Here is a 17,182-nt window from a genome sequence, read left to right on the forward strand (position 1 = left end):
CTCACCCCGCCGTCCTCGTCACGGGCGAGGGACGCCTGCGGCCGGTGCCCGGCTTGCGGGCCTGCGTGCCCTGGTGGGAACGGGACGTCCGGGCGCGGCGCGGCTCGGGCTCCTCCTCCCGCTCGGACGTCTCCTCCGCGTCCTCGGGCTCGGCAGCCTCATCGACCGGTTCGGAATCCTCGTCCTGGTCCTCTTCCTGGGCGTCCTCGTCGTCCCTCTCGTCCTCGGAGTACTCGTCCTCCTCGTCCCCGGCGTACTCGTCCTCGGGCTCGCCGGGCTGGTCCCGCTCGTCGTTTTCGTCGCGCTCGTCGCGCTCGTCGCGCTCGTCGCTCTGGAGGGACTCGGTCCGCTCCTGGAGCTTCTCGGTGAGCGAGTTGATCTGCCGGGTGGCCGCGGCCATGACGGCGGCCTTGCCGACGTCCATGATCTGGCCGCGCAGCCGGCCGGTCAGTTCGTCGATCTCCGGAGATGACCCGAGAATCTTGCTTCCCTGCGCCAGCAGTCCGCCGCCGCCCTTGCGGTATTTGCCGGCGACGCTCGCCGCGGCGAGCATGGCGGCCATGCGCAGTTTGTGACGCCGGCCGAGGTAGTAACCCGCGGCGAGAGCCAGCGCCACTCTGGCCCTATCACTCATGGCGTGCGCTCCTTCGTGTTCGGGGAGACCGACACCTGGCCGGTTGATCCCCCCGTGCCCGAGGGAGGGATAAGGAAACGCATATCCACATAAAGCGGGCATTTGTAGGCTTTAGGGCCCAGGAGTTATGGAGGAGGCAGCAGGTGGTCGCCGTGCCGGCCTCGTGGCGCTGGGGATGCTCAGGCTGAGCGCCCGCCGTCCCCTGCCCGCCGCCCGGGGGTGACCAGGCCCGACTCGTACGCGTACACGACGAGCTGGGCGCGATCGCGGGCGCCCAGTTTCGTCATGGCCCGGCTGACGTGGGTCTTCGCGGTGAGGTGGCTGATCGTCAGGTGATCGGCGATCTCCTCGTTCGACAGGCCGGCGGCGACCAGCGTCATGACCTCGCGCTCCCGCCCGGTGAGCGCGCCCAGTTCCGGCGGCGCGACCGGCCGGGGCGGCGTGGCGACGAACTGCTCGATCAGCCCGCGCGTCACGGCAGGGGCGAGCAGCGCGTCGCCCCTGGCGGCCACCCTGACGGCATGGATGAGCTCGGCGGGCTCGATGTCCTTGACCAGGAACCCGCCGGCGCCGGCCCGCAGTGCCGCGAAGACGTACTCGTCGACCGCGTAGTTGGTGAGGATCACCACGTGGACCGACGCGAGCGCGGGATCGGCGGCGATCCGCCGGGTGGCCGCGATGCCGTCGAGCAGGGGCATCCTGATGTCGATCAGCGCCACGTCGGGCAGCGCCTCACGCGTCCGCTCGACCGCCAGGCCGCCGTCCCCCCGCCTCGGCGACCACCTCGATGTCGGGCTCGGCGTCGAGCATCGCCTTGAACCCGCCTCTGATCAGCGGCTGGTCGTCGGCGAGCAGCACGCGGATCATGCCGTACCCGCCAGCGGCAGCTCGGCCTCGACCCGGAAGCCGCCGTCCGGCCCGCGGCCCGCCGACAGGAACCCGCCGGCCGCGACCGCGCGTTCCCGCATGCCGATCAGCCCCATCCCGTGACCCGGCCTGTCGTCCACCGGCTCCCCGTCGTCCGTGACCCGGAGCGTGACCGTGTCGCCGTGATATTCGGCGGTCACGGTGGTGACGGGCGTGCCCGCGTGCTTGAGCACGTTGGTCAGCGCCTCCTGCACGATGCGGTACGCGGCCAGATCGGCCCCCTCGGCCGGCGGCCTGGGCTTGCCCAGCACCTCGTACGTGACGGGCAGCCCGGCCCGCCGCGCCCGTTCGACCAGCTCCGGCAGCCTGGCCAGCCCCGGATCGCCTCCGTCGTCGACCCGGCGCAGCACCCCCAGCGTGGCGCGCAGCTCCCGCATGGCCTCCTGGCTCGACGCCCTGATCGCCGCCAGCGCGTCGCCCGCCGGCGCGGGGTCGCCCTTGGCGAGCAGGTGCGAGGCGGCCCCGGCCTGGACGTTGATGACGGAGATGGTGTGCGTGAGCGTGTCGTGCAGTTCCTGCGCGATCCACAACCGTTCCTCGCCGGCCCGGCGCAGCGCCGCCTCCTCACGGGTCCGCTCCGCCTCGGCCGCCCGGAGCTCAACCTCCCGCAGGTAGGCCCGGTGGGTCGCCACCATGTGCCCGATCACCACGACCGCGGCGAGGAACCCGGCGGTCCACCACACCCCGTCGAACACCGCGTACGCGCCGTGCGGCACCGCGACGGCGAGGTAGAGCGCCGCGTCGAAGGCGACCGCCACGACCACGCCCTCCGGCAGGCGGCCGAGCGCGACCACGGTGTAGACGGCCAGCAGCACGGGCGCGGCGGCGAAGATGCCCGGGTAGAGCAGGGCGTAGTAGGCCACGCAGGCCGTCGCCGAAACCAGCGCCACGGGGATCGGGCGCGTGCGCCGCCAGGCCGGCGGCAGCGCGGCGGCCAGCAGCAGCGCGCAACCCAGCGGGTCGAGCGCCCGCTCCTCGCCGGTCCTGGCCACGGCCAGGCTGCCCGCGACGAGCCCGGCGGCGAGGGCGACGCAGACCACGGCGTCGGCCGCCGTGTCCGTCGTCCACCTGGTCATGCCGTCACGCTAGCCGAGCCTCGCGCGGCCGGCGGCCCGGCGTACTTCCCTCGTGGTACGCGCCCGCCGCGACCGGCGTAAAGCCTTCCCCCGCGGTAGGCCGAATGCCTTCCCCGGCAGGACGATCTCCCCGGCGCGCGCCGTCACCGTTGACAGGCATGACGAGAAACGTTCCCACGCCCTGGACCCGACGCCTGCAGCTCCTCACCGCCGCGGCGTCGGCCCTCTTCGCCCTGGGCACCGCGCTGCAGACCTTCCTGATCATCGACCTGGAGATGATCAGGCACAGCATGCGCCTGGCCGGGCTGAGCGCCGCGGAGGCGGCCGGCGCCGCCCCCGGCGCGCTGACGTTCCTGCGCGGGGTGGGAGTCGCGTTCATCGCCGGGAACGCGCTCGGCCTGCTGGCGCCGCGCGGCTGGACCTGGGTTTTCTGGGTGGTGCTCGCGGTGAACCTGGGTCAGGCCGCGGGGACGTTCGGGATGATCCCGCCGGAGGTCTACGAGGCCAGCCTCGACCTGTACGGCTCGGCGGGGCTGCTCCCGACGGTGGTCACCGACGGCGGGGCGGCGATTCTCGTGATCGTGCTGCTGGTCTCCTTGGCGGTGTTCCGCCGCCCATGGGCGTGTTCGCCGTACGAAATAGGGCGATAGACGCCTTCAAGCGGGCAGTACTTCTACCACAGGACGGCCCAACGCCGGGAGGTTCCATGACCGAGCACGCCAAGTACGCGGAGTCCAGAGAGGTCGGCGAGCAGGCGCGCGAGACGGAGTGGACGCGGCCCAGCTTCGCCAAGCAGCTCTTCCTCGGGGACTTCCGGGTGGACCTGGTGCATCCGGTGCCCGCCCTGCCCGGCGACGCGGCCAGGCGGGGTGAGGAGTTCGTCCGGGCGATGCGCCGCTTCCTGGACACGGAGGTCGACCCCGCGCTCATCGAGCGGACCGCGCAGGTGCCCGACGAGGTGGTCAAAGGGCTGGCGGAGCTCGGCGCGTTCGGGATCACGATCGGCAAGGAGTACGGCGGGCTCGGGCTGCCGTACCTGTACTACTGCCGCACGCTCATCCTCGTCGGCTCGTACTGCCCCGCGCTGGCCACGCTGCTGTCGGCGCACCAGTCGATCGGGGTGCCGCAGCCGCTCAAGTTGTTCGGCACGGAGGAGCAGAAACGCGAGTTCCTGCCGAGGTGCGCCAGGGGCGAGATCTCGGCGTTCCTGCTGACCGAGCCCGACGTCGGCTCCGATCCGGCCCGCCTGTCGACCACGGCCGTCCGCGACGGCGACGACTACGTGCTCGACGGCGTCAAGTTGTGGACGACGAACGGCGTCGTCGCCGACCTGCTCGTGGTCATGGCGAGAACCGGCAAGAGGATCAGCGCGTTCGTGGTCGAGGCCGACTCGCCGGGCATCACGGTCAGGCGGCGCAACGGATTCATGGGCCTGCGCGGCATCGAGAACGGCGTCACCGAGTTCTCCCAGGTCAGGGTGCCCGCCAGGAACCTGATCGGCAAGGAGGGCCAGGGGCTCAAGATCGCGCTCACCACCCTCAACACCGGCCGCCTGTCGTTGCCGGCGACGTGCGCGGGGAACGCCAAGTGGGCCGTCAAGATCGCCCGCGAGTGGGGCAACGAACGTGTCCAGTGGGGGCGCAAGGTCGGCAGGCACGAGGCGGTGGCCACGAAGATCGCCTTCATCGCGGCCACCGCGTACGCGCTCGAAGCCGTCTGCGAGCTCACCAGCCGCATGGCCGACGACCAGCGCACCGACATCAGGATCGAGGCGGCGCTGGCCAAGCTGTTCTCCTCCGAGCTGTCGTACCAGGTGCTCGACGAGCTGGTCCAGATGCGGGGCGGGCGCGGCTACGAGACCGCCGAGTCGCTGGCCGCCCGGGGCGAGCGCGGCGTGCCCGCCGAGCAGATGTTGCGCGACTCCCGCATCAACCGCATCTTCGAGGGTTCGTCGGAGATCATGCATCTGATGATCACGCGGGAGGCGGTGGACGCCCACCTGTCGGCGGCCGGCGAGCTGATCAACCCCGACGCCTCCCGCCAGGAGCGCGCCCAGGCCCTGCGCCGGGCCGGCCGCTTCTACGCCAGGTGGCTGCCGACGCTGGTGGCCGGCTCCGGCAACCTGCCCGCCGCGTACGCCGGCTTCGGCCCGCTCTCCGCCCACCTGCGCTTCGTCGAGCGGACCAGCAGGAAGTTGGCCCGCTCCACCTTCTACGGCATGTCCCGCTGGCAGGGCGGGCTGGAGCACAAGCAGGCCTTCCTGGGCCGGATCGTGGACATCGGTGCCGAGTTGTTCGCCATGACGGCCGTCTGCGTCAAGGCGGAGGAGGACGCGAAGGACCTCGGGCGGCGCCCGTACGAGCTCGCCGACACCTTCTGCCACCAGGCCCGACGCCGCGTCGACGCGCTGTTCGCCCGGTTGTGGGACAACAGCGACCACGAGGACGTACGGCTGGCCGGATACGTGCTCGACGGCCGCTACGACTTCCTGGAGGAGGGCGTGCTCGACCCGTCCATCGAGGGGCCGTGGATCGGCGCGCCGGAGGGCGGGGAGAACGTACGGAGAAAAATTCTCTGACAACCGGTCTAGACCGGATGTGAGCTTTCTCGGGATTGAGTGTTGTCGAACTGAGATGAACCGGTATAGACCGGTTGCGGATCTCAGGCTTACAGTGACGCAAACGCGTGGAGCTGTGGCTCGCGCGCCCCCAACCCTGGGCGGGGTCCGTTGGCTGGTACGGACCAGCGTCACCCGTCCGACGAGAAGGCGGTATCTCCAGTGAAGATGAAGCTTGCGGGCGGCGCCGCTCTCGGCCTCGCCACGGTGCTGGTCCTGTCCAGTTGCGGATCGGGCGGCGGCGACGACCAGGGGTCGGGCGACGGCCAGGTCACGCTGAAGATGGTCGCCGCCGACTACGGCGACGGCCCCGGCAAGCCCAACTCGGGCGAGACGTTCTGGAAGGGCGTCGTCGACGAGTTCCAGGCCGCCAACCCCACCATCAAGGTCGACGTCCAGGTCATCAACTGGAACGACATCGACAACCAGGTCGCCACCATGATCCAGAACGGTCAGGTGCCCGATATCCTGCAGACCGGCGACTATTCCGGCTTCGTCAAGGACGGCCTGCTGCACAAGGTCGACGAGGTGCTCTCGCCCAACGTCTCCGGCGACATGCTGGAGAAGTTCGCGGAGTTCGGCAAGGTCGACGGGACGCAGTACGGCATCCCGTTCGTCTCCTCCGCCCGAGCCCTGTTCTACAACAAGGACCTCTTCGACAAGGCCGGCATCAAGGAGCCGCCGAAGACGTGGGACGAGCTCAAGGCCGCCGCGGGCAAGCTCAAGGAGGCCGGCGTCACGCAGCCGTTCGGCCTGCCGCTCGGCCAGGAGGAGGCCCAGGCCGAGTCGTTCCTGTGGATGCTCGGCAACAGCGGCGGCTACAAGGACGACTCCGGCAAGTGGGCGATCGACTCGCCGCAGAACGTCGAGACGTTCACCTACATGAAGGGCCTGGTCGAGGCCGGCCTGACCACTCCCAACCCGGGGACCAAGGACCGCAAGACGGTCTGGGAGGACTTCGGCGCGGGCAAGGTCGGCATGGTCAACGGCGGCCCCATGTCCATCCCGATCTTCGACGCCGCCGGCCTGAAGAACTACGGCGTCGTGCCGATCCCCGGCAAGACCGGCCCGCTCGACACCACGCTCGGCGTCATGGACTGGATCATGGCGTTCAACAAGAACGGCCACGCCGCCGAGATCAAGAAGTTCTTCGACTTCTTCTACACGGGCAGCGCCGCCCAGAAGATCTCCGACACGTACAAACTGCTGCCCGTCACCAACGGCGGCATCGAGAAGCTGTCGGGTGACGAGAAGCTCAAGCCGTTCCTCGACGCGCTGCCGAACGCCAGCTTCTACCCGTTCCAGGACCCGAAGTGGGCCACGGTGAATCCGGCGATCAAGCAGACCATCGGCGGGGCCGTCAAGGACGACCCGGCCAAGGTCCTCGGCGAACTCCAGAAGACGGCAGAAGCGGCCGGCTAGCTCATGAGAAGGTTGCGCGCCCTGGAGCCCCTCGCGTGGGTGGGGCCGGCCGTGCTGCTGATCGCGGTGGTCGTGCTCTGGCCCGTGATCGAGATGATCAGGTCATCGTTCCTCAAGATCAGCCGGTTCGGCATCGTCCAGGGCGGCAACGGCCTGGCGAACTACGAGAAGTTGTTCGGCGAGAAGGACTTCGCCGACATCATGGTCCGCAGCGTGATCTGGGTGGTCGCGGTCGTCGTGCTCACCGTGCTGATCTCGCTGGCGCTGGCGCAGCTGTTCAACCAGCATTTCCCGCTGCGCAAGATCGCGCGGTGGGCGCTGATCGCGCCCTGGGCCGCGTCGGTGCTGATGACGGCGATCATCTTCAAGTGGATGCTCGACCCCGAGGTCGGCGTGATCAACCAGCTCCGCATGAAACTCGGGCTGATCGACGCCATGGGCGGGGCGGCGGCCGACCAGCTCGGCGACGCCTCCACGGCCATGCCGTGGCTGGTGTTCGTCGCGGTGTTCGTGTCGGTGCCGTTCACCACGTACGCGCTGCTGGCCGGCCTGGCGACGATCCCGTCCGACGTCTACGAGGCGGCCAGGATGGACGGCGCGGGCCGGCTGCGTACCTATTGGTCGATCACGCTGCCGCTGCTGCGCCCCGCGCTCACCGTGGCCGCCCTGATCAACGTCATGAACGTCTTCAACAGCTTCCCGATCATCTGGGCCATGACCCACGGGCAGCCGGGCTACTCGACGGCCACGTCCACGATCTTCATGTTCATCCTCAAGGGCTCCGACATCGGCGAGTCGGCGGCCATGTCCGTGGTCAACTTCGGCATGGTGATCGTGCTGACCGTGATCTTCCTCAAGGTCTCCCGCTGGAACAAGGAGGTCACGTGATGGCTGTCAGGACCATGCCGGCCCGCACCAGGCCCCGCCCCGACCTCCGGCCCGACCGCGGAGCGCCGCGCCGCCTGCCGAAGCTCAAGACCGTGATCGTCGCGGCCGCCGCGTACGTCATCTCGTTCCTGTTCCTGTTCCCGTACGTGGTCATGCTGCTCACCTCACTGCGCTCCCAGAACTCGCTGCGCGAGGTGTCGTTCTGGCCCGAGGAGTGGGTGTGGTCCAACCTCGCCAACTTCTGGACCAGCGGCCTGGCCGGCAACCTGTGGGTGACGCTGAAGGTGGCCGCGGGCTCGACGGTGCTGGTGCTCCTGGTGGCGCTGCCGGCCGCCTACTACTCGGCCCGGCACAGGTTCAGGGGGCGTACGGCGTTCCTGATCCTCGTGCTGATCACCCAGATGTTCCAGCCCACCGCCATGCTGGTCGGCATATACCGCGAGTTCTACCAGTTCGGGCTGGTCGACTCGATCTGGTCGCTGATCCTCGTCAACGGCGGGTTCAATCTGGCGTTCGCGGTGTGGATCCTGAACGCGTACTTCGCCTCGATCCCGCGCGAGCTGGAGGAGGCGGCGTTCATCGACGGCAACGGGCGGTTCGGCGCGTTGTTCAGGATCACCCTGCCGCTGGCCCTGCCGGGCGTGATCACGGCGCTGATCTTCACGTTCATCGCCGCGTGGAACGAGTTCGTGGTCGCGCTGACCCTGACGACGACCCCGGAGAACCAGCCGCTGACCGTGGCGCTCAACTCGTTCATCGGCCAATATCAGGTCGACTGGCAGAACCTGTTCGCCGGCTCCGTGATCGCCACCATCCCCGTGATCGTCCTCTTCGCGCTGATCGAACGGAAGGTGGTCGGCGGGCTGACCGCCGGGTCCATCAAGTGACGCGTGTCCCGGCCGTGGTCCGCGGCCGGGCTCGCCGTCACTGCTTGGGCTTGGGCACCCGCGCGACGCAGAACACCGTCTGGCCGAACGGCGGGCGCACGAACCGCTCGATGAAGCGGGTCAGCGGGACCACCGTGCGGTCGTAGACCTTGACCAGGCGCGGGTCGGGATAGCCGACGCCGCCCCGGCGCACGGCCGCCCACCAGGCGATGCCGCCCAGGAAGTTGATCGGCTTGAGCACCTCGACGTCGAGGCCGGCCTTGGCGACCGCGGTGCCCAGCGTCTTGGGCGTGTAGCGCTGTACGTGACCCACCTTGCGGTCGAAGTCACCATAAAGCTGCATGTAGCCCGGCACCCAGATGATGATCCGCCCGCCCGGCAACGTGACACGGGCCAGCGAACGCAGCGCCTCGGCGTCGTCCTCGATGTGCTCCAGGACGTTCATCATGACGACGGTGTCGACCTTGTTCTCGAGCGGGATGTCGGTGGGCAGCCCGAACTGCAGAACATCGATCTCGTCACGGCCCGCGAACCGCTTCTCCAACTGCTCGACGCAGTAGGGGTCGAAGTCGCTCACGACGAGCCGGTCGAGCCGCGGCAGGAACTGCTCGGCGAAATGACCCAGCCCCGAGCCGATCTCCAGCATCGAACGCCCGACATGCGGGGCGACCATGTCGAACTCGTACTGCCGATAGTTCTTGGCCTCGTCCCCACCCAGGTGGTTCTCCAGGGCCTCGTCACCGGCCGCCGGTTGTACTACACGGTCATACCCAGAAGACATAATCCCGTTCCTTCTAGGGGCTGATGGATTGCCCGAGTCTAGTGCCCCGATCAGCGGCCACGGTCACCTGAACGGCGAAACACCCTTCCGCGCGCCGCCCATATGCGATGGAATCTGACCCTGCCATGGACGACGACGAGGCGATCGCGCGCTCGCTCACCGGTGACCTCGCCGCTTACGAAGCGCTGGTCACGCGCTACAGTGCGCTCGCCCACCGTACCGCCGTCATGCTGGGCGCGGGCGACGAAGCCCAGGACGTCGTGCAGGAGGCGTTCGTCAAGGCGTTCCGGCACCTGAGCGGTTTCCGCAGGGACGCGCCGTTCCGCCCGTGGCTGCTGCGCATCGTCGCCAACGAGACGCACAACCTGACCAGATCGCGGGGGCGCAGGTCGGAGCTGGCGCTCCGGCTCGGCACGACCGCCGAGACGGCCGCGCCGGACGACCCCGAAGGCGCCGCCGTGGCCGCCGACCGCCGCGCGCGGCTCCTCGCGGCGGTGCGCGACCTGCCCGAACGGGAACGCCAGGCCGTCAGCTGCCGGTATTTCCTGCAGCTGAGCGAGGCGGAGACCGCGCAGGTGCTCGGGTGGCCCGTCGGCACCGTCAAGTCCAGCACCCATCGAGGGCTGGCCCGGCTGAGGGAGGTGGTGGGCAATGAACTCGCCTGAGCCGTACGACGACCTCGAAGCCGACCTGCTGGCGCTCGGCGACCTCGTCGACGTCCCCGGCCCGCCTCCCTCCGACGTTGCCGCCGCCGTCCGCGCCCGCCTCGAACCGCCATCCGAGGCCCCCACGCCCTCCGGCCCGCGGCGCCCCGGCAGGAGGCGGGCGCGGTGGAAAATCGTGGCCGCCGTCGTCGTGGCCGTCCTCGCCGTCACCGCCGCCACCCCCCAAGGCCGCGCCGCCGTGGCGACGATCCTGCGCTTCGCCGGGATCGAGATGGCGATCGGCGACACCCCGCCCGAACCGGTCACCTCCCGTACGCCACTGCCCGCCGAGCGGACGGTGTCCCGGGCCGACCTTCCCGAGCTGGTGGACTTCACGGTCAAGGTCCCGGCCAGGCTGGGGGAACCGCAACGGATCACGGTCGCCGACCACGGCAGGCTGGTGTCGATGCTCTGGCCGGGCGGCATCCGGCTCGACCAGTTCAGCGGCACGGTGGGACCGTACTTCTACAAGCAGCTCGGCCCGCCGGGGCCCGACCACGTCATGATGGGCGCGTACGACGCCTGGTGGGTGCCCGGCGAGCACCCGCTCGGCTACATCAGGCGCCAGGACGGTACCCACGTGCCGCTGCGCCAGGCGGCCCCCACGCTCGTCTGGCAGCAGGGAACCCTCAACTACCGGCTGGAGGGCGCGGGCGACGTGGACGAGGCGGTCGCCGTCGCCACGTCACTCGGCGGGTGAGGGAGCGGGCGGGCTCGCCAGCCAGTCGTCCACGCCCTGCAGCAGCTCCTTGCGCACCGCCTCGGGAGCCGTCGACGACCGTACGGACTGCCGCGCCAGCTCGGCCACCTCGGCGTCGCTGAAGCCGTGCACCTCCCTGGCCAGCTCGTACTGTCGCAACAGCCGCGTGCCGAACAGCAGCGGGTCGTCGGCGCCGAGCGCGATGGGCACCCCCGCGTCGAACAACCGCCGCAACGGCACGTCCGCGTCCCGCTCGGCCACGCCGAGCCCCACGTTGGACGAAGGGCAGATCTCGCAGCAGATCTGCCGGTCGGCCAGCCGCTGCATCAGCCACTGGTCCTCGGCCGCCCGCACCCCGTGGCCGACGCGGTCGGCTCCCAGGTCGTCGACGCACTGCGCCACGCTGCGCGACCCCATCAGCTCGCCTCCGTGCGGCACGGCCAGCAGTCCGCCGCGTTTGGCGATCCTGAACGCCCGCTCGAAGTCGCGCGCCGCCCCCCGCCGTTCGTCGTTGGACAGCCCGAACCCGACGACCTTGCCGGCGTACTGGGTGGCGAGCCTGGCCAGGGTGTTCGCATCGAGCGGATGCCGGATCCTGTTGGCCGCCACGATCACGGCGAGCCCGATGCCGGCGCGCTCGGCCGCCCGACCCGCCGCATCGAGCATCAGCTCCAGCGTGGCCGTCAGCCCGCCGAACCGGGTAGCGTACCCCGACGGGTCGACCTGGATCTCCAGCCATCGCGACCCGGCCGCCACCTCGTCCTCGGCCGTCTCGGCGAGCAGCCGGTAGACGTGCTCCGGGCGGGTGAGCACGGACCGCGCGATGTCGTACAGCCGCTGGAACCTGAACCACCCGCGCTCGTCGGTGGCGCGCAACTTCGGCGGCCAGTCCTGCTCCAGCGCGTCGGGCAGGTGCAGGCCCTGGTCCCTGGCCAGCTCGATCAGCGTCGAGTGGCGCATCGAGCCGGTGAAGTGCAGGTGAAGGTGCGCCTTGGGAAGCGCGTGCAGGGGCCTTGGCATCCGCATATTTTGCCACCGGGGCCGAAAAGATCGCGGCAGGAGTCTGCGGGAACACGCGGTACGCGGCAGACGGCACGGGGGATCATCGAGAAATGATCCCCGAGGTGCGGCCCGGTGGGCAGGGATGGCGCGCGGCGCTGGCGGCGTTCGCGTTCGCGGCGACGGCCCTCATCATTTACGGCCTTTTCACCTCAGGGTACGGACGGCCTCCGCGTGCCGACATGGAGACCCCTCAGCCCGCCCCCGTGCCCTCCCCGGCGGACGGCCGCACGCCCGCGACCCCGCCAGGCACTCCCGCGGACCCCACGCCCGCGGCGGACCAGGCGGGCGGGGTAGGGGCGGCCGTACCCGTCAGGCGGGCCGCGGCGCCCGCACTCGCTGTGGTCTCCGACGACTTCTGGCTCACCTACCTGCCCACGGGACTCGCGCGCGGCGGCGGGGGAACGATCGGGCCCTACCCGGGCGTCGAGGGCCGCTGGGCCAGGTGGTCCGCGGCGCACGACCACGTCGAGGTCCGGGTCGAGCACGGCGCCGTGGCGGCCGGCTGGGCGCGCTACCGCGAGCGGTTCGCGGTGCGCGACGCCAGGCCCATCACCGTGCGCGGCAGGCCCGCCGTGGTGGGCGAGCACCCGGGCGGCGGACGGGTGCTCGTGTGGCTGGAACGGGCCGGCACCGGCGTGTGGATCAAGGTCAGCGACTCCCTCGCCGGCGAACTGCTCACTATTGCGACCTCGGCCAGAGCTCCTGTAGGAGACTGAAAGTCCTTACCCGGCATATTCATTCGCGTCATGGGGGTCGTCGATGCGGCGTACGGCAGCCGTGCTCCTCGTGTGCGGGCTCGTGCCGGGGCTGGCCGCCTGCGACGACCTCGTCGCCCAGGCGCGGCCGACGGACACCCCCGTCGACGCGGGCAGCCGGCCGGTCCGCTCGGCATCGCCGCCCCCGGAACCGGACACCCAGCGCCCCACCATCGCGTTGACCTGCGGCTCTGTCGATGTGCACGTGTCCGCCTCGCCTGCCGGTCTGGCGCGGGCGGGCTCGTTCACCCGCCTCGAATCGCTCAAACGGCGGCTCAAGGTCAAGGGCCTGGCCTGGCAGGACAACGACGAGCGCCTCTATGTCGGCGTGGTGTGCGGCGTGCACACCGCCGAGCAGTTCGTGACACTGGTGGCCAGGTCGACGCTGAGCGCGTACTGGGGCAAACCGGCGCTCCACTGGACCACGCGCAACGGCCTGCGCAACTTCATGTGGCTGGAGCGGCCGGGCACCGCCGTCTACATCGGCGCGACCCCCGGCCTAGCCGCCGAGATCAGGCCGCTCGCCGCCGAGATCGCGCAGCAGGTCGACCAGTGAACGACCTCAGCGGGTCTCAGCGGGCCTCGGCCAGCAGCTTGCCCAGCCGGCTGACGCCCTCGACGAGGTCGTCGTCGCCCAGCGCGTAGGAAAGGCGGAAATATCCCGGGGTGCCGAACGCCTCGCCGGGCACCACCGCGACCTCGGCCTCCTCCAGGATCAGCTCGGCCAGCTCGCCGGACGACGCGGGCCTGCGGCCGCGCACCTCCTTGCCGAGCAGCTCCTTGACAGAGGGGTATGCGTAGAACGCCCCCTTTGGCTCCGGGCACAACACGCCCGGGATCTCGTTGAGCATACGGACCATCGTCTGGCGCCGCCGGTCGAAGGCCGCCCGCATCTCCGCCACCGCGGACAAATCCCCCGAAACCGCGGCCAGCGCGGCCATCTGGGCGACGTTGGAGACGTTGGAGGTGGCGTGCGACTGCAGGTTGGTCGCCGCCTTGACCACGTCGGACGGGCCGATGAGCCAGCCCACGCGCCAGCCCGTCATCGCGTACGTCTTGGCCACGCCGTTGAGGATCACGACCCGGTCGCCCAGCTCGGGGACGACCGTGGCGATGCTGGTGAACGCGGCGCCGCCGTACACGAGGTGCTCGTAGATCTCGTCGGTGACCACCCACAGCCCGTGCTCGGCGGCCCAGCGGCCGATCGCCACCGTCTCCTCGCGCGAGTGCACGGCGCCCGTCGGGTTGGACGGCGAGACGAACAGCAGCGCCTTCGTCCGCTCGGTGCGCGCCGCCTCCAACTGCTCGACGCTCACCAGGTAGCCGGTGGACTCGTCGGTCACCACGCTGACCTGCCTGCCCCCTCCCAGCTTGATCGCCTCGGGGTAGGTCGTCCAGTAGGGAGCCACGACGATGACCTCGTCGCCGGGGTCGAGCAGGGTCGCGAACGCCTCGTAGACGGCCTGCTTGCCGCCGTTGGTGACCAGCACCTGCGACGCCTCGGCCTCATAGCCCGAGTCGCGCCGCGTCTTGGCGGCGATGGCCTGCTTGAGCTCGGGCAGGCCGCCGGCCGGGGTGTACTTGTGGAAGCGCGGGTCGCGGGCCGCCTCGACCGCCGCCTCGACGATGTAGCCGGGTGTCGGGAAGTCGGGCTCGCCCGCCCCGAATCCGATGACGGGACGTCCGGCCGCCTTCATGGCCTTGGCCTTGGCGTCGACGGCCAGCGTGGCCGACTCGGAGATCGCGGAAATTCTCGCTGAGATGCGGGATCGGGTGGACATGCGACCATGCTCCCACGGGGCACTTCGCAGGCCACACGCCCGCCTGACCTGGGCCAGCGGGATTTGGTTCGACGTGGCAGGCATTCCCCCGTATGCTTTCGCATGGTCCTTCCGCCGCATGTCGGCGAGCGGTTCGGTCCAGGCAGTGAGTCGATCAGGGTAGTCTGGTCGATGACATAGGGCACTGGCGCAATTGGTAGCGCACCGGTCTCCAAAACCGGCGGTTGGGGGTTCGAGTCCCTCGTGCCCTGCGAGTGCGGTCCGCGCAATAATGGGCGTGTAAGCGCGCCGCAAAACTGCGTTGGATACGACTGATTCGGGTGAGGACTGTGGCGATCGACACGCGCGGCGAGACCGCAGGCAAGCCGGGTGGCGAGAAGAAGACACGCACTTCACCTGCCCTGTTCTACCGGCAGGTCGTCAACGAGCTCCGCAAGGTCATCTGGCCGACACGCAAGGACCTCGTCACCTATACGACGGTCGTTCTGATATTCGTTCTGATCATGGTTGCGATCGTTTACGGGCTCGACAGCGGCCTGGGATGGTTGGTTCTGCGGGTCTTCGGCGGAGCCTGATCGAGACCCCGGCCGGTGTCGTCTGACGGAGTCGCCATTCGATACGAGAGCAAACGACAAGACGAAAGAGGAAGAGTCACCGTGTCCGAGTCTTCAGTTCCGGCCGAGGAGCCCCGCGGCGAGTGGGGCGACGAGCTGGAAGAAGCCGCCGAGGAGACCGCCGAGCCGGCCGTCTCCGAGGCCGAGGTCGCGGAGAGCGACGAGGCGGCCGATGTCGAGGCTTCCGCCGTCGACGACGGTGCTGTTCTTCCTGACATCGATCCGGTCGAGGAGTTCAAGAGCTCCCTGCGCGGCCTGCCCGGCGAGTGGTACGTCATCCACTCCTACGCGGGCTACGAGAACCGGGTGAAGTCCAACATCGAGAGCCGCAACGTCTCGCTCAACATGGAGGACTACATCTACCAGGTCGAGGTGCCGACGCACACCGTCCAGGAGTTCAAGAGCGGCAAGAAGGTCCCGGTCAAGGAGCGCGTGCTGCCCGGCTATGTGCTGGTGCGCATGGAGCTGACCGACGAGTCGTGGGCCGCCGTCCGCAACACCCCCGGTGTGACCGGTTTCGTGGGCCTGTCCAACAAGCCGAGCCCGCTCAGCCTCGACGAGGTCGCCAAGCTGCTCGCGCCGGAGCCGACCGAGGAGAGCAAGAAGGCCGCGGCCAAGACGACCACGGGCCCGACCGTCGAGTTCGAGATCGGCGAGTCGGTCACGGTCATGGACGGCCCCTTCGCCACGCTGCCCGCCTCGGTGAGCGAGATCAGCCCCGAGTCGCAGAAGCTCAAGGTGCTCGTCTCGATCTTCGGCCGCGAGACTCCCGTCGAGCTCTCGTTCAACCAGGTCTCGAAGATCTAGGACGATCACCTACACTTAGACGTTCGGCTGGCCGCCCTGTCGCGAGGGGTGGCCTTCCGACATGTCAGGGCTGCATCCGCAGTCCGGCAAGCATCGCAATCAGGACCCGGAGAAGGACTCATGCCTCCGAAGAAGAAAATCGCCGCACTGGTCAAGGTGCAGCTGCCGGCCGGTCAGGCGACCCCGGCGCCGCCCGTGGGCACCGCCCTCGGTCCCCACGGTGTCAACATCATGGACTTCGTGAAGCAGTACAACGCTGCCACGGAAGCCCAGCGGGGCAACATCATCCCCGTCGAGATCACCATTTTCGAAGATCGCAGCTTCTCCTTCATCACGAAGACGCCGCCGGCGCCCGAGCTGATCAAGAAGGCTCTCGGTCTCGACAAGGGCAGCGCGGTCCCGCACCGCGACAAGGTCGGCAAGCTGAGCCGCGAGCAGCTGCGCAGCATCGCCGAGACCAAGATGCCCGACCTCAACGCCAACGACGTCGAGGCGGCCGAGAAGATCATCGCCGGCACCGCCCGGTCGATGGGCATCACGATCGCCGACTGACAGCCTTTTCCCGTTCGTGGGAGGGCCCTCACCGGGCCCGCGGACCACTCAGGAGTCACAAAAATGAAGCGCAGCAAGGCGCACAAGGACGCGGCCGCCAAGGTCGACAGCGACAAGCTCTACACGCCCGCCGACGCCGCGAAGCTGGCCAAAGAGACGTCGACCACCAAGTTCGACGCCACCGTCGAGGTCGCGCTGCGGCTGGGCGTCGACCCTCGCAAGGCCGACCAGATCGTGCGTGGCACGGTCAACCTCCCGCACGGCACCGGTAAGACCGCCCGGGTCCTGGTCTTCGCGACCGGTGACCGTGCCGAGGCAGCCCGCGAGGCGGGCGCCGACATCGTCGGCGCCGACGAGCTGATCGACGAGATCTCCAAGGGCAACCGGCTCAACGAGTTCGACGCCGTCGTGGCCACGCCCGACCTCATGGGCAAGGTCGGCCGCCTGGGCCGCGTGCTCGGCCCGCGTGGTCTCATGCCCAACCCCAAGACCGGCACCGTGACGCCCGACGTCGCCAAGGCCGTGACGGAGATCAAGGGCGGCAAGATCGAGTTCCGCACCGACCGGCAGGCCAACCTGCACTTCATCATCGGCAAGACGTCGTTCAACGATCGCCAGCTCGTGGAGAACTACGCCGCCGCCCTTGACGAGGTGCTGCGTCTCAAGCCGTCGGCGGCCAAGGGCCGCTACCTGAAGAAGGTCACCTTCTCCACGACGATGGGCCCAGGCGTCCCCGTCGACCCCAATGTCACCCGCGGCCTCACGGCCGACCTGGAGGCCTGACCTCCCGCCCGCCACCGAAGAGCCCCGCCCTGACCCAGGGCGGGGCTCTTCCGTTTCACCGGATAACCGCCTCGCCCGCCGCGGCGTGTTGCCTTTCTGCGTGTCACGTGGCGCTCCGTGCGCGCACCGTGGACGAGGTGACTCGGGGGCGGGGGTGCGCGGTGGAGGGCCGAGGCGTGGAGGGCCGGGTGG

General features: G+C 69.7%; 18 protein-coding genes, 1 tRNA gene and 1 pseudogene. 14 read left to right on the plus strand and 6 right to left on the minus strand.

Annotated elements, in window-relative coordinates:
• Position 1 precedes the first annotated feature (1 nt).
• The 3 genes and pseudogenes from GUY59_RS15695 to GUY59_RS15705 form a co-directional block, all read right to left on the minus strand.
• Complete coding sequence (locus tag GUY59_RS15695; RefSeq protein WP_138201212.1) at positions 2-634, minus strand: hypothetical protein; 633 nt, start codon at positions 632-634, stop codon at positions 2-4.
• A 179-nt stretch (positions 635-813) separates the two neighbouring features.
• Positions 814-1,501 (minus strand): annotated as a pseudogene (locus GUY59_RS15700) (response regulator).
• Positions 1,498-2,637, minus strand: coding sequence for a sensor histidine kinase (locus tag GUY59_RS15705; RefSeq protein WP_138201211.1), 1,140 nt, complete (start codon positions 2,635-2,637; stop codon positions 1,498-1,500). Before GUY59_RS15705 ends, GUY59_RS15700 begins: the two are co-directional and overlap by 4 nt.
• A gap of 158 nt (positions 2,638-2,795) precedes the next feature.
• Here GUY59_RS15705 and GUY59_RS15710 point away from each other — a divergent pair, with 158 nt between their 5' ends.
• The 5 genes from GUY59_RS15710 (at position 2,796) to GUY59_RS15730 (ending at position 8,451) form a co-directional block, all read left to right on the plus strand.
• On the plus strand, positions 2,796-3,287 hold the full coding sequence (locus tag GUY59_RS15710; RefSeq protein WP_138201210.1) for a hypothetical protein: 492 nt from the start codon (positions 2,796-2,798) through the stop codon (positions 3,285-3,287).
• A gap of 56 nt (positions 3,288-3,343) precedes the next feature.
• The gene (locus GUY59_RS15715) at positions 3,344-5,215 is read left to right on the plus strand and encodes an acyl-CoA dehydrogenase family protein (RefSeq protein WP_138201209.1); all 1,872 of its coding nucleotides are present in this window, start codon (positions 3,344-3,346) and stop codon (positions 5,213-5,215) included.
• Between the two features lie 207 nt (positions 5,216-5,422).
• On the plus strand, positions 5,423-6,676 hold the full coding sequence (locus GUY59_RS15720) for an extracellular solute-binding protein (protein ID WP_138201243.1): 1,254 nt from the start codon (positions 5,423-5,425) through the stop codon (positions 6,674-6,676).
• A 3-nt stretch (positions 6,677-6,679) separates the two neighbouring features.
• Positions 6,680-7,564, plus strand: a complete 885-nt coding sequence (locus tag GUY59_RS15725; protein WP_236667188.1) for a carbohydrate ABC transporter permease — start codon at positions 6,680-6,682, stop codon at positions 7,562-7,564.
• Positions 7,564-8,451, plus strand: coding sequence for a carbohydrate ABC transporter permease (locus GUY59_RS15730; RefSeq protein WP_236667189.1), 888 nt, complete (start codon positions 7,564-7,566; stop codon positions 8,449-8,451). Before GUY59_RS15725 ends, GUY59_RS15730 begins: the two co-directional genes overlap by 1 nt.
• Before the next feature lie 37 nt (positions 8,452-8,488).
• Here the strand turns inward: GUY59_RS15730 and GUY59_RS15735 are convergent, their stop codons facing one another.
• Entirely contained in the window at positions 8,489-9,232 is a 744-nt protein-coding gene (locus GUY59_RS15735) for a class I SAM-dependent methyltransferase (protein ID WP_132637921.1), read from the minus strand.
• Between the two features lie 125 nt (positions 9,233-9,357).
• On the opposite strand from GUY59_RS15735, the gene GUY59_RS15740 reads away from it, so the two are divergent.
• Both GUY59_RS15740 and GUY59_RS15745 read left to right on the plus strand, forming a co-directional pair.
• The gene (locus tag GUY59_RS15740; protein ID WP_138201241.1) at positions 9,358-9,897 is read left to right on the plus strand and encodes an RNA polymerase sigma factor; all 540 of its coding nucleotides are present in this window, start codon (positions 9,358-9,360) and stop codon (positions 9,895-9,897) included.
• On the plus strand, positions 9,884-10,636 hold the full coding sequence (locus GUY59_RS15745) for a hypothetical protein (protein WP_138201208.1): 753 nt from the start codon (positions 9,884-9,886) through the stop codon (positions 10,634-10,636). Before GUY59_RS15740 ends, GUY59_RS15745 begins: the two co-directional genes overlap by 14 nt.
• On the opposite strand, the gene GUY59_RS15750 is transcribed toward GUY59_RS15745, so the two are convergent.
• Positions 10,622-11,656 carry an adenosine deaminase gene (locus tag GUY59_RS15750; protein WP_138201207.1) on the minus strand — a complete coding sequence of 345 codons (1,035 nt, stop codon included), beginning with the start codon at positions 11,654-11,656 and terminating at the stop codon, positions 10,622-10,624. The genes GUY59_RS15745 and GUY59_RS15750 overlap by 15 nt on opposite strands.
• A gap of 92 nt (positions 11,657-11,748) precedes the next feature.
• On the opposite strand from GUY59_RS15750, the gene GUY59_RS15755 reads away from it, so the two are divergent.
• The gene (locus GUY59_RS15755) at positions 11,749-12,414 is read left to right on the plus strand and encodes a hypothetical protein (protein WP_161714558.1); all 666 of its coding nucleotides are present in this window, start codon (positions 11,749-11,751) and stop codon (positions 12,412-12,414) included.
• A gap of 43 nt (positions 12,415-12,457) precedes the next feature.
• Complete coding sequence (locus GUY59_RS15760) at positions 12,458-13,009, plus strand: hypothetical protein (protein ID WP_138208624.1); 552 nt, start codon at positions 12,458-12,460, stop codon at positions 13,007-13,009.
• 16 nt (positions 13,010-13,025) lie between these two features.
• On the opposite strand, the gene GUY59_RS15765 is transcribed toward GUY59_RS15760, so the two are convergent.
• Entirely contained in the window at positions 13,026-14,234 is a 1,209-nt protein-coding gene (locus tag GUY59_RS15765) for a pyridoxal phosphate-dependent aminotransferase (protein ID WP_138208625.1), read from the minus strand.
• A gap of 178 nt (positions 14,235-14,412) precedes the next feature.
• Here GUY59_RS15765 and GUY59_RS15770 point away from each other — a divergent pair.
• The 5 genes from GUY59_RS15770 to rplA all read left to right on the plus strand — a co-directional run bounded on the left by GUY59_RS15770 (position 14,413) and on the right by rplA (position 16,990).
• Positions 14,413-14,485: transfer RNA gene (locus tag GUY59_RS15770), tRNA-Trp, on the plus strand.
• A gap of 78 nt (positions 14,486-14,563) precedes the next feature.
• On the plus strand, positions 14,564-14,809 hold the full coding sequence (secE, locus tag GUY59_RS15775) for a preprotein translocase subunit SecE (protein ID WP_165959763.1): 246 nt from the start codon (positions 14,564-14,566) through the stop codon (positions 14,807-14,809).
• 81 nt (positions 14,810-14,890) lie between these two features.
• On the plus strand, positions 14,891-15,655 hold the full coding sequence (nusG, locus tag GUY59_RS15780) for a transcription termination/antitermination protein NusG (RefSeq protein WP_138208626.1): 765 nt from the start codon (positions 14,891-14,893) through the stop codon (positions 15,653-15,655).
• Positions 15,656-15,775: 120 nt separating this feature from the next.
• A complete protein-coding gene (rplK, locus tag GUY59_RS15785) occupies positions 15,776-16,207 on the plus strand; it encodes a 50S ribosomal protein L11 (RefSeq protein ID WP_132335276.1) in 432 nt (143 codons plus the stop codon).
• Positions 16,208-16,270: 63 nt separating this feature from the next.
• The gene (gene rplA, locus GUY59_RS15790; RefSeq protein ID WP_132335274.1) at positions 16,271-16,990 is read left to right on the plus strand and encodes a 50S ribosomal protein L1; all 720 of its coding nucleotides are present in this window, start codon (positions 16,271-16,273) and stop codon (positions 16,988-16,990) included.
• Positions 16,991-17,182: the final 192 nt, after the last annotated feature.

Source organism: Nonomuraea sp. K271, assembly GCF_009908215.1.
GTDB lineage: Bacteria > Actinomycetota > Actinomycetes > Streptosporangiales > Streptosporangiaceae > Nonomuraea > Nonomuraea longispora.

What these genes read in the sequence shown, in the direction of transcription:
- GUY59_RS15695 (WP_138201212.1), bottom strand. Translation starts at nt 634, where the DNA reads ATGAGTGATAGGGCCAGAGTGGCGCTGGCTCTCGCCGCGGGTTACTAC.
- GUY59_RS15705 (WP_138201211.1), bottom strand. Translation starts at nt 2,637, where the DNA reads ATGACCAGGTGGACGACGGACACGGCGGCCGACGCCGTGGTCTGCGTC.
- GUY59_RS15710 (WP_138201210.1), top strand. Translation starts at nt 2,796, where the DNA reads ATGACGAGAAACGTTCCCACGCCCTGGACCCGACGCCTGCAGCTCCTC.
- GUY59_RS15715 (WP_138201209.1), top strand. Translation starts at nt 3,344, where the DNA reads ATGACCGAGCACGCCAAGTACGCGGAGTCCAGAGAGGTCGGCGAGCAG.
- GUY59_RS15720 (WP_138201243.1), top strand. Translation starts at nt 5,423, where the DNA reads ATGAAGCTTGCGGGCGGCGCCGCTCTCGGCCTCGCCACGGTGCTGGTC.
- GUY59_RS15725 (WP_236667188.1), top strand. Translation starts at nt 6,680, where the DNA reads ATGAGAAGGTTGCGCGCCCTGGAGCCCCTCGCGTGGGTGGGGCCGGCC.
- GUY59_RS15730 (WP_236667189.1), top strand. Translation starts at nt 7,564, where the DNA reads ATGGCTGTCAGGACCATGCCGGCCCGCACCAGGCCCCGCCCCGACCTC.
- GUY59_RS15735 (WP_132637921.1), bottom strand. Translation starts at nt 9,232, where the DNA reads ATGTCTTCTGGGTATGACCGTGTAGTACAACCGGCGGCCGGTGACGAG.
- GUY59_RS15740 (WP_138201241.1), top strand. Translation starts at nt 9,358, where the DNA reads ATGGACGACGACGAGGCGATCGCGCGCTCGCTCACCGGTGACCTCGCC.
- GUY59_RS15745 (WP_138201208.1), top strand. Translation starts at nt 9,884, where the DNA reads ATGAACTCGCCTGAGCCGTACGACGACCTCGAAGCCGACCTGCTGGCG.
- GUY59_RS15750 (WP_138201207.1), bottom strand. Translation starts at nt 11,656, where the DNA reads ATGCCAAGGCCCCTGCACGCGCTTCCCAAGGCGCACCTTCACCTGCAC.
- GUY59_RS15755 (WP_161714558.1), top strand. Translation starts at nt 11,749, where the DNA reads ATGATCCCCGAGGTGCGGCCCGGTGGGCAGGGATGGCGCGCGGCGCTG.
- GUY59_RS15760 (WP_138208624.1), top strand. Translation starts at nt 12,458, where the DNA reads ATGCGGCGTACGGCAGCCGTGCTCCTCGTGTGCGGGCTCGTGCCGGGG.
- GUY59_RS15765 (WP_138208625.1), bottom strand. Translation starts at nt 14,234, where the DNA reads ATGTCCACCCGATCCCGCATCTCAGCGAGAATTTCCGCGATCTCCGAG.
- rplK (WP_132335276.1), top strand. Translation starts at nt 15,776, where the DNA reads ATGCCTCCGAAGAAGAAAATCGCCGCACTGGTCAAGGTGCAGCTGCCG.
- rplA (WP_132335274.1), top strand. Translation starts at nt 16,271, where the DNA reads ATGAAGCGCAGCAAGGCGCACAAGGACGCGGCCGCCAAGGTCGACAGC.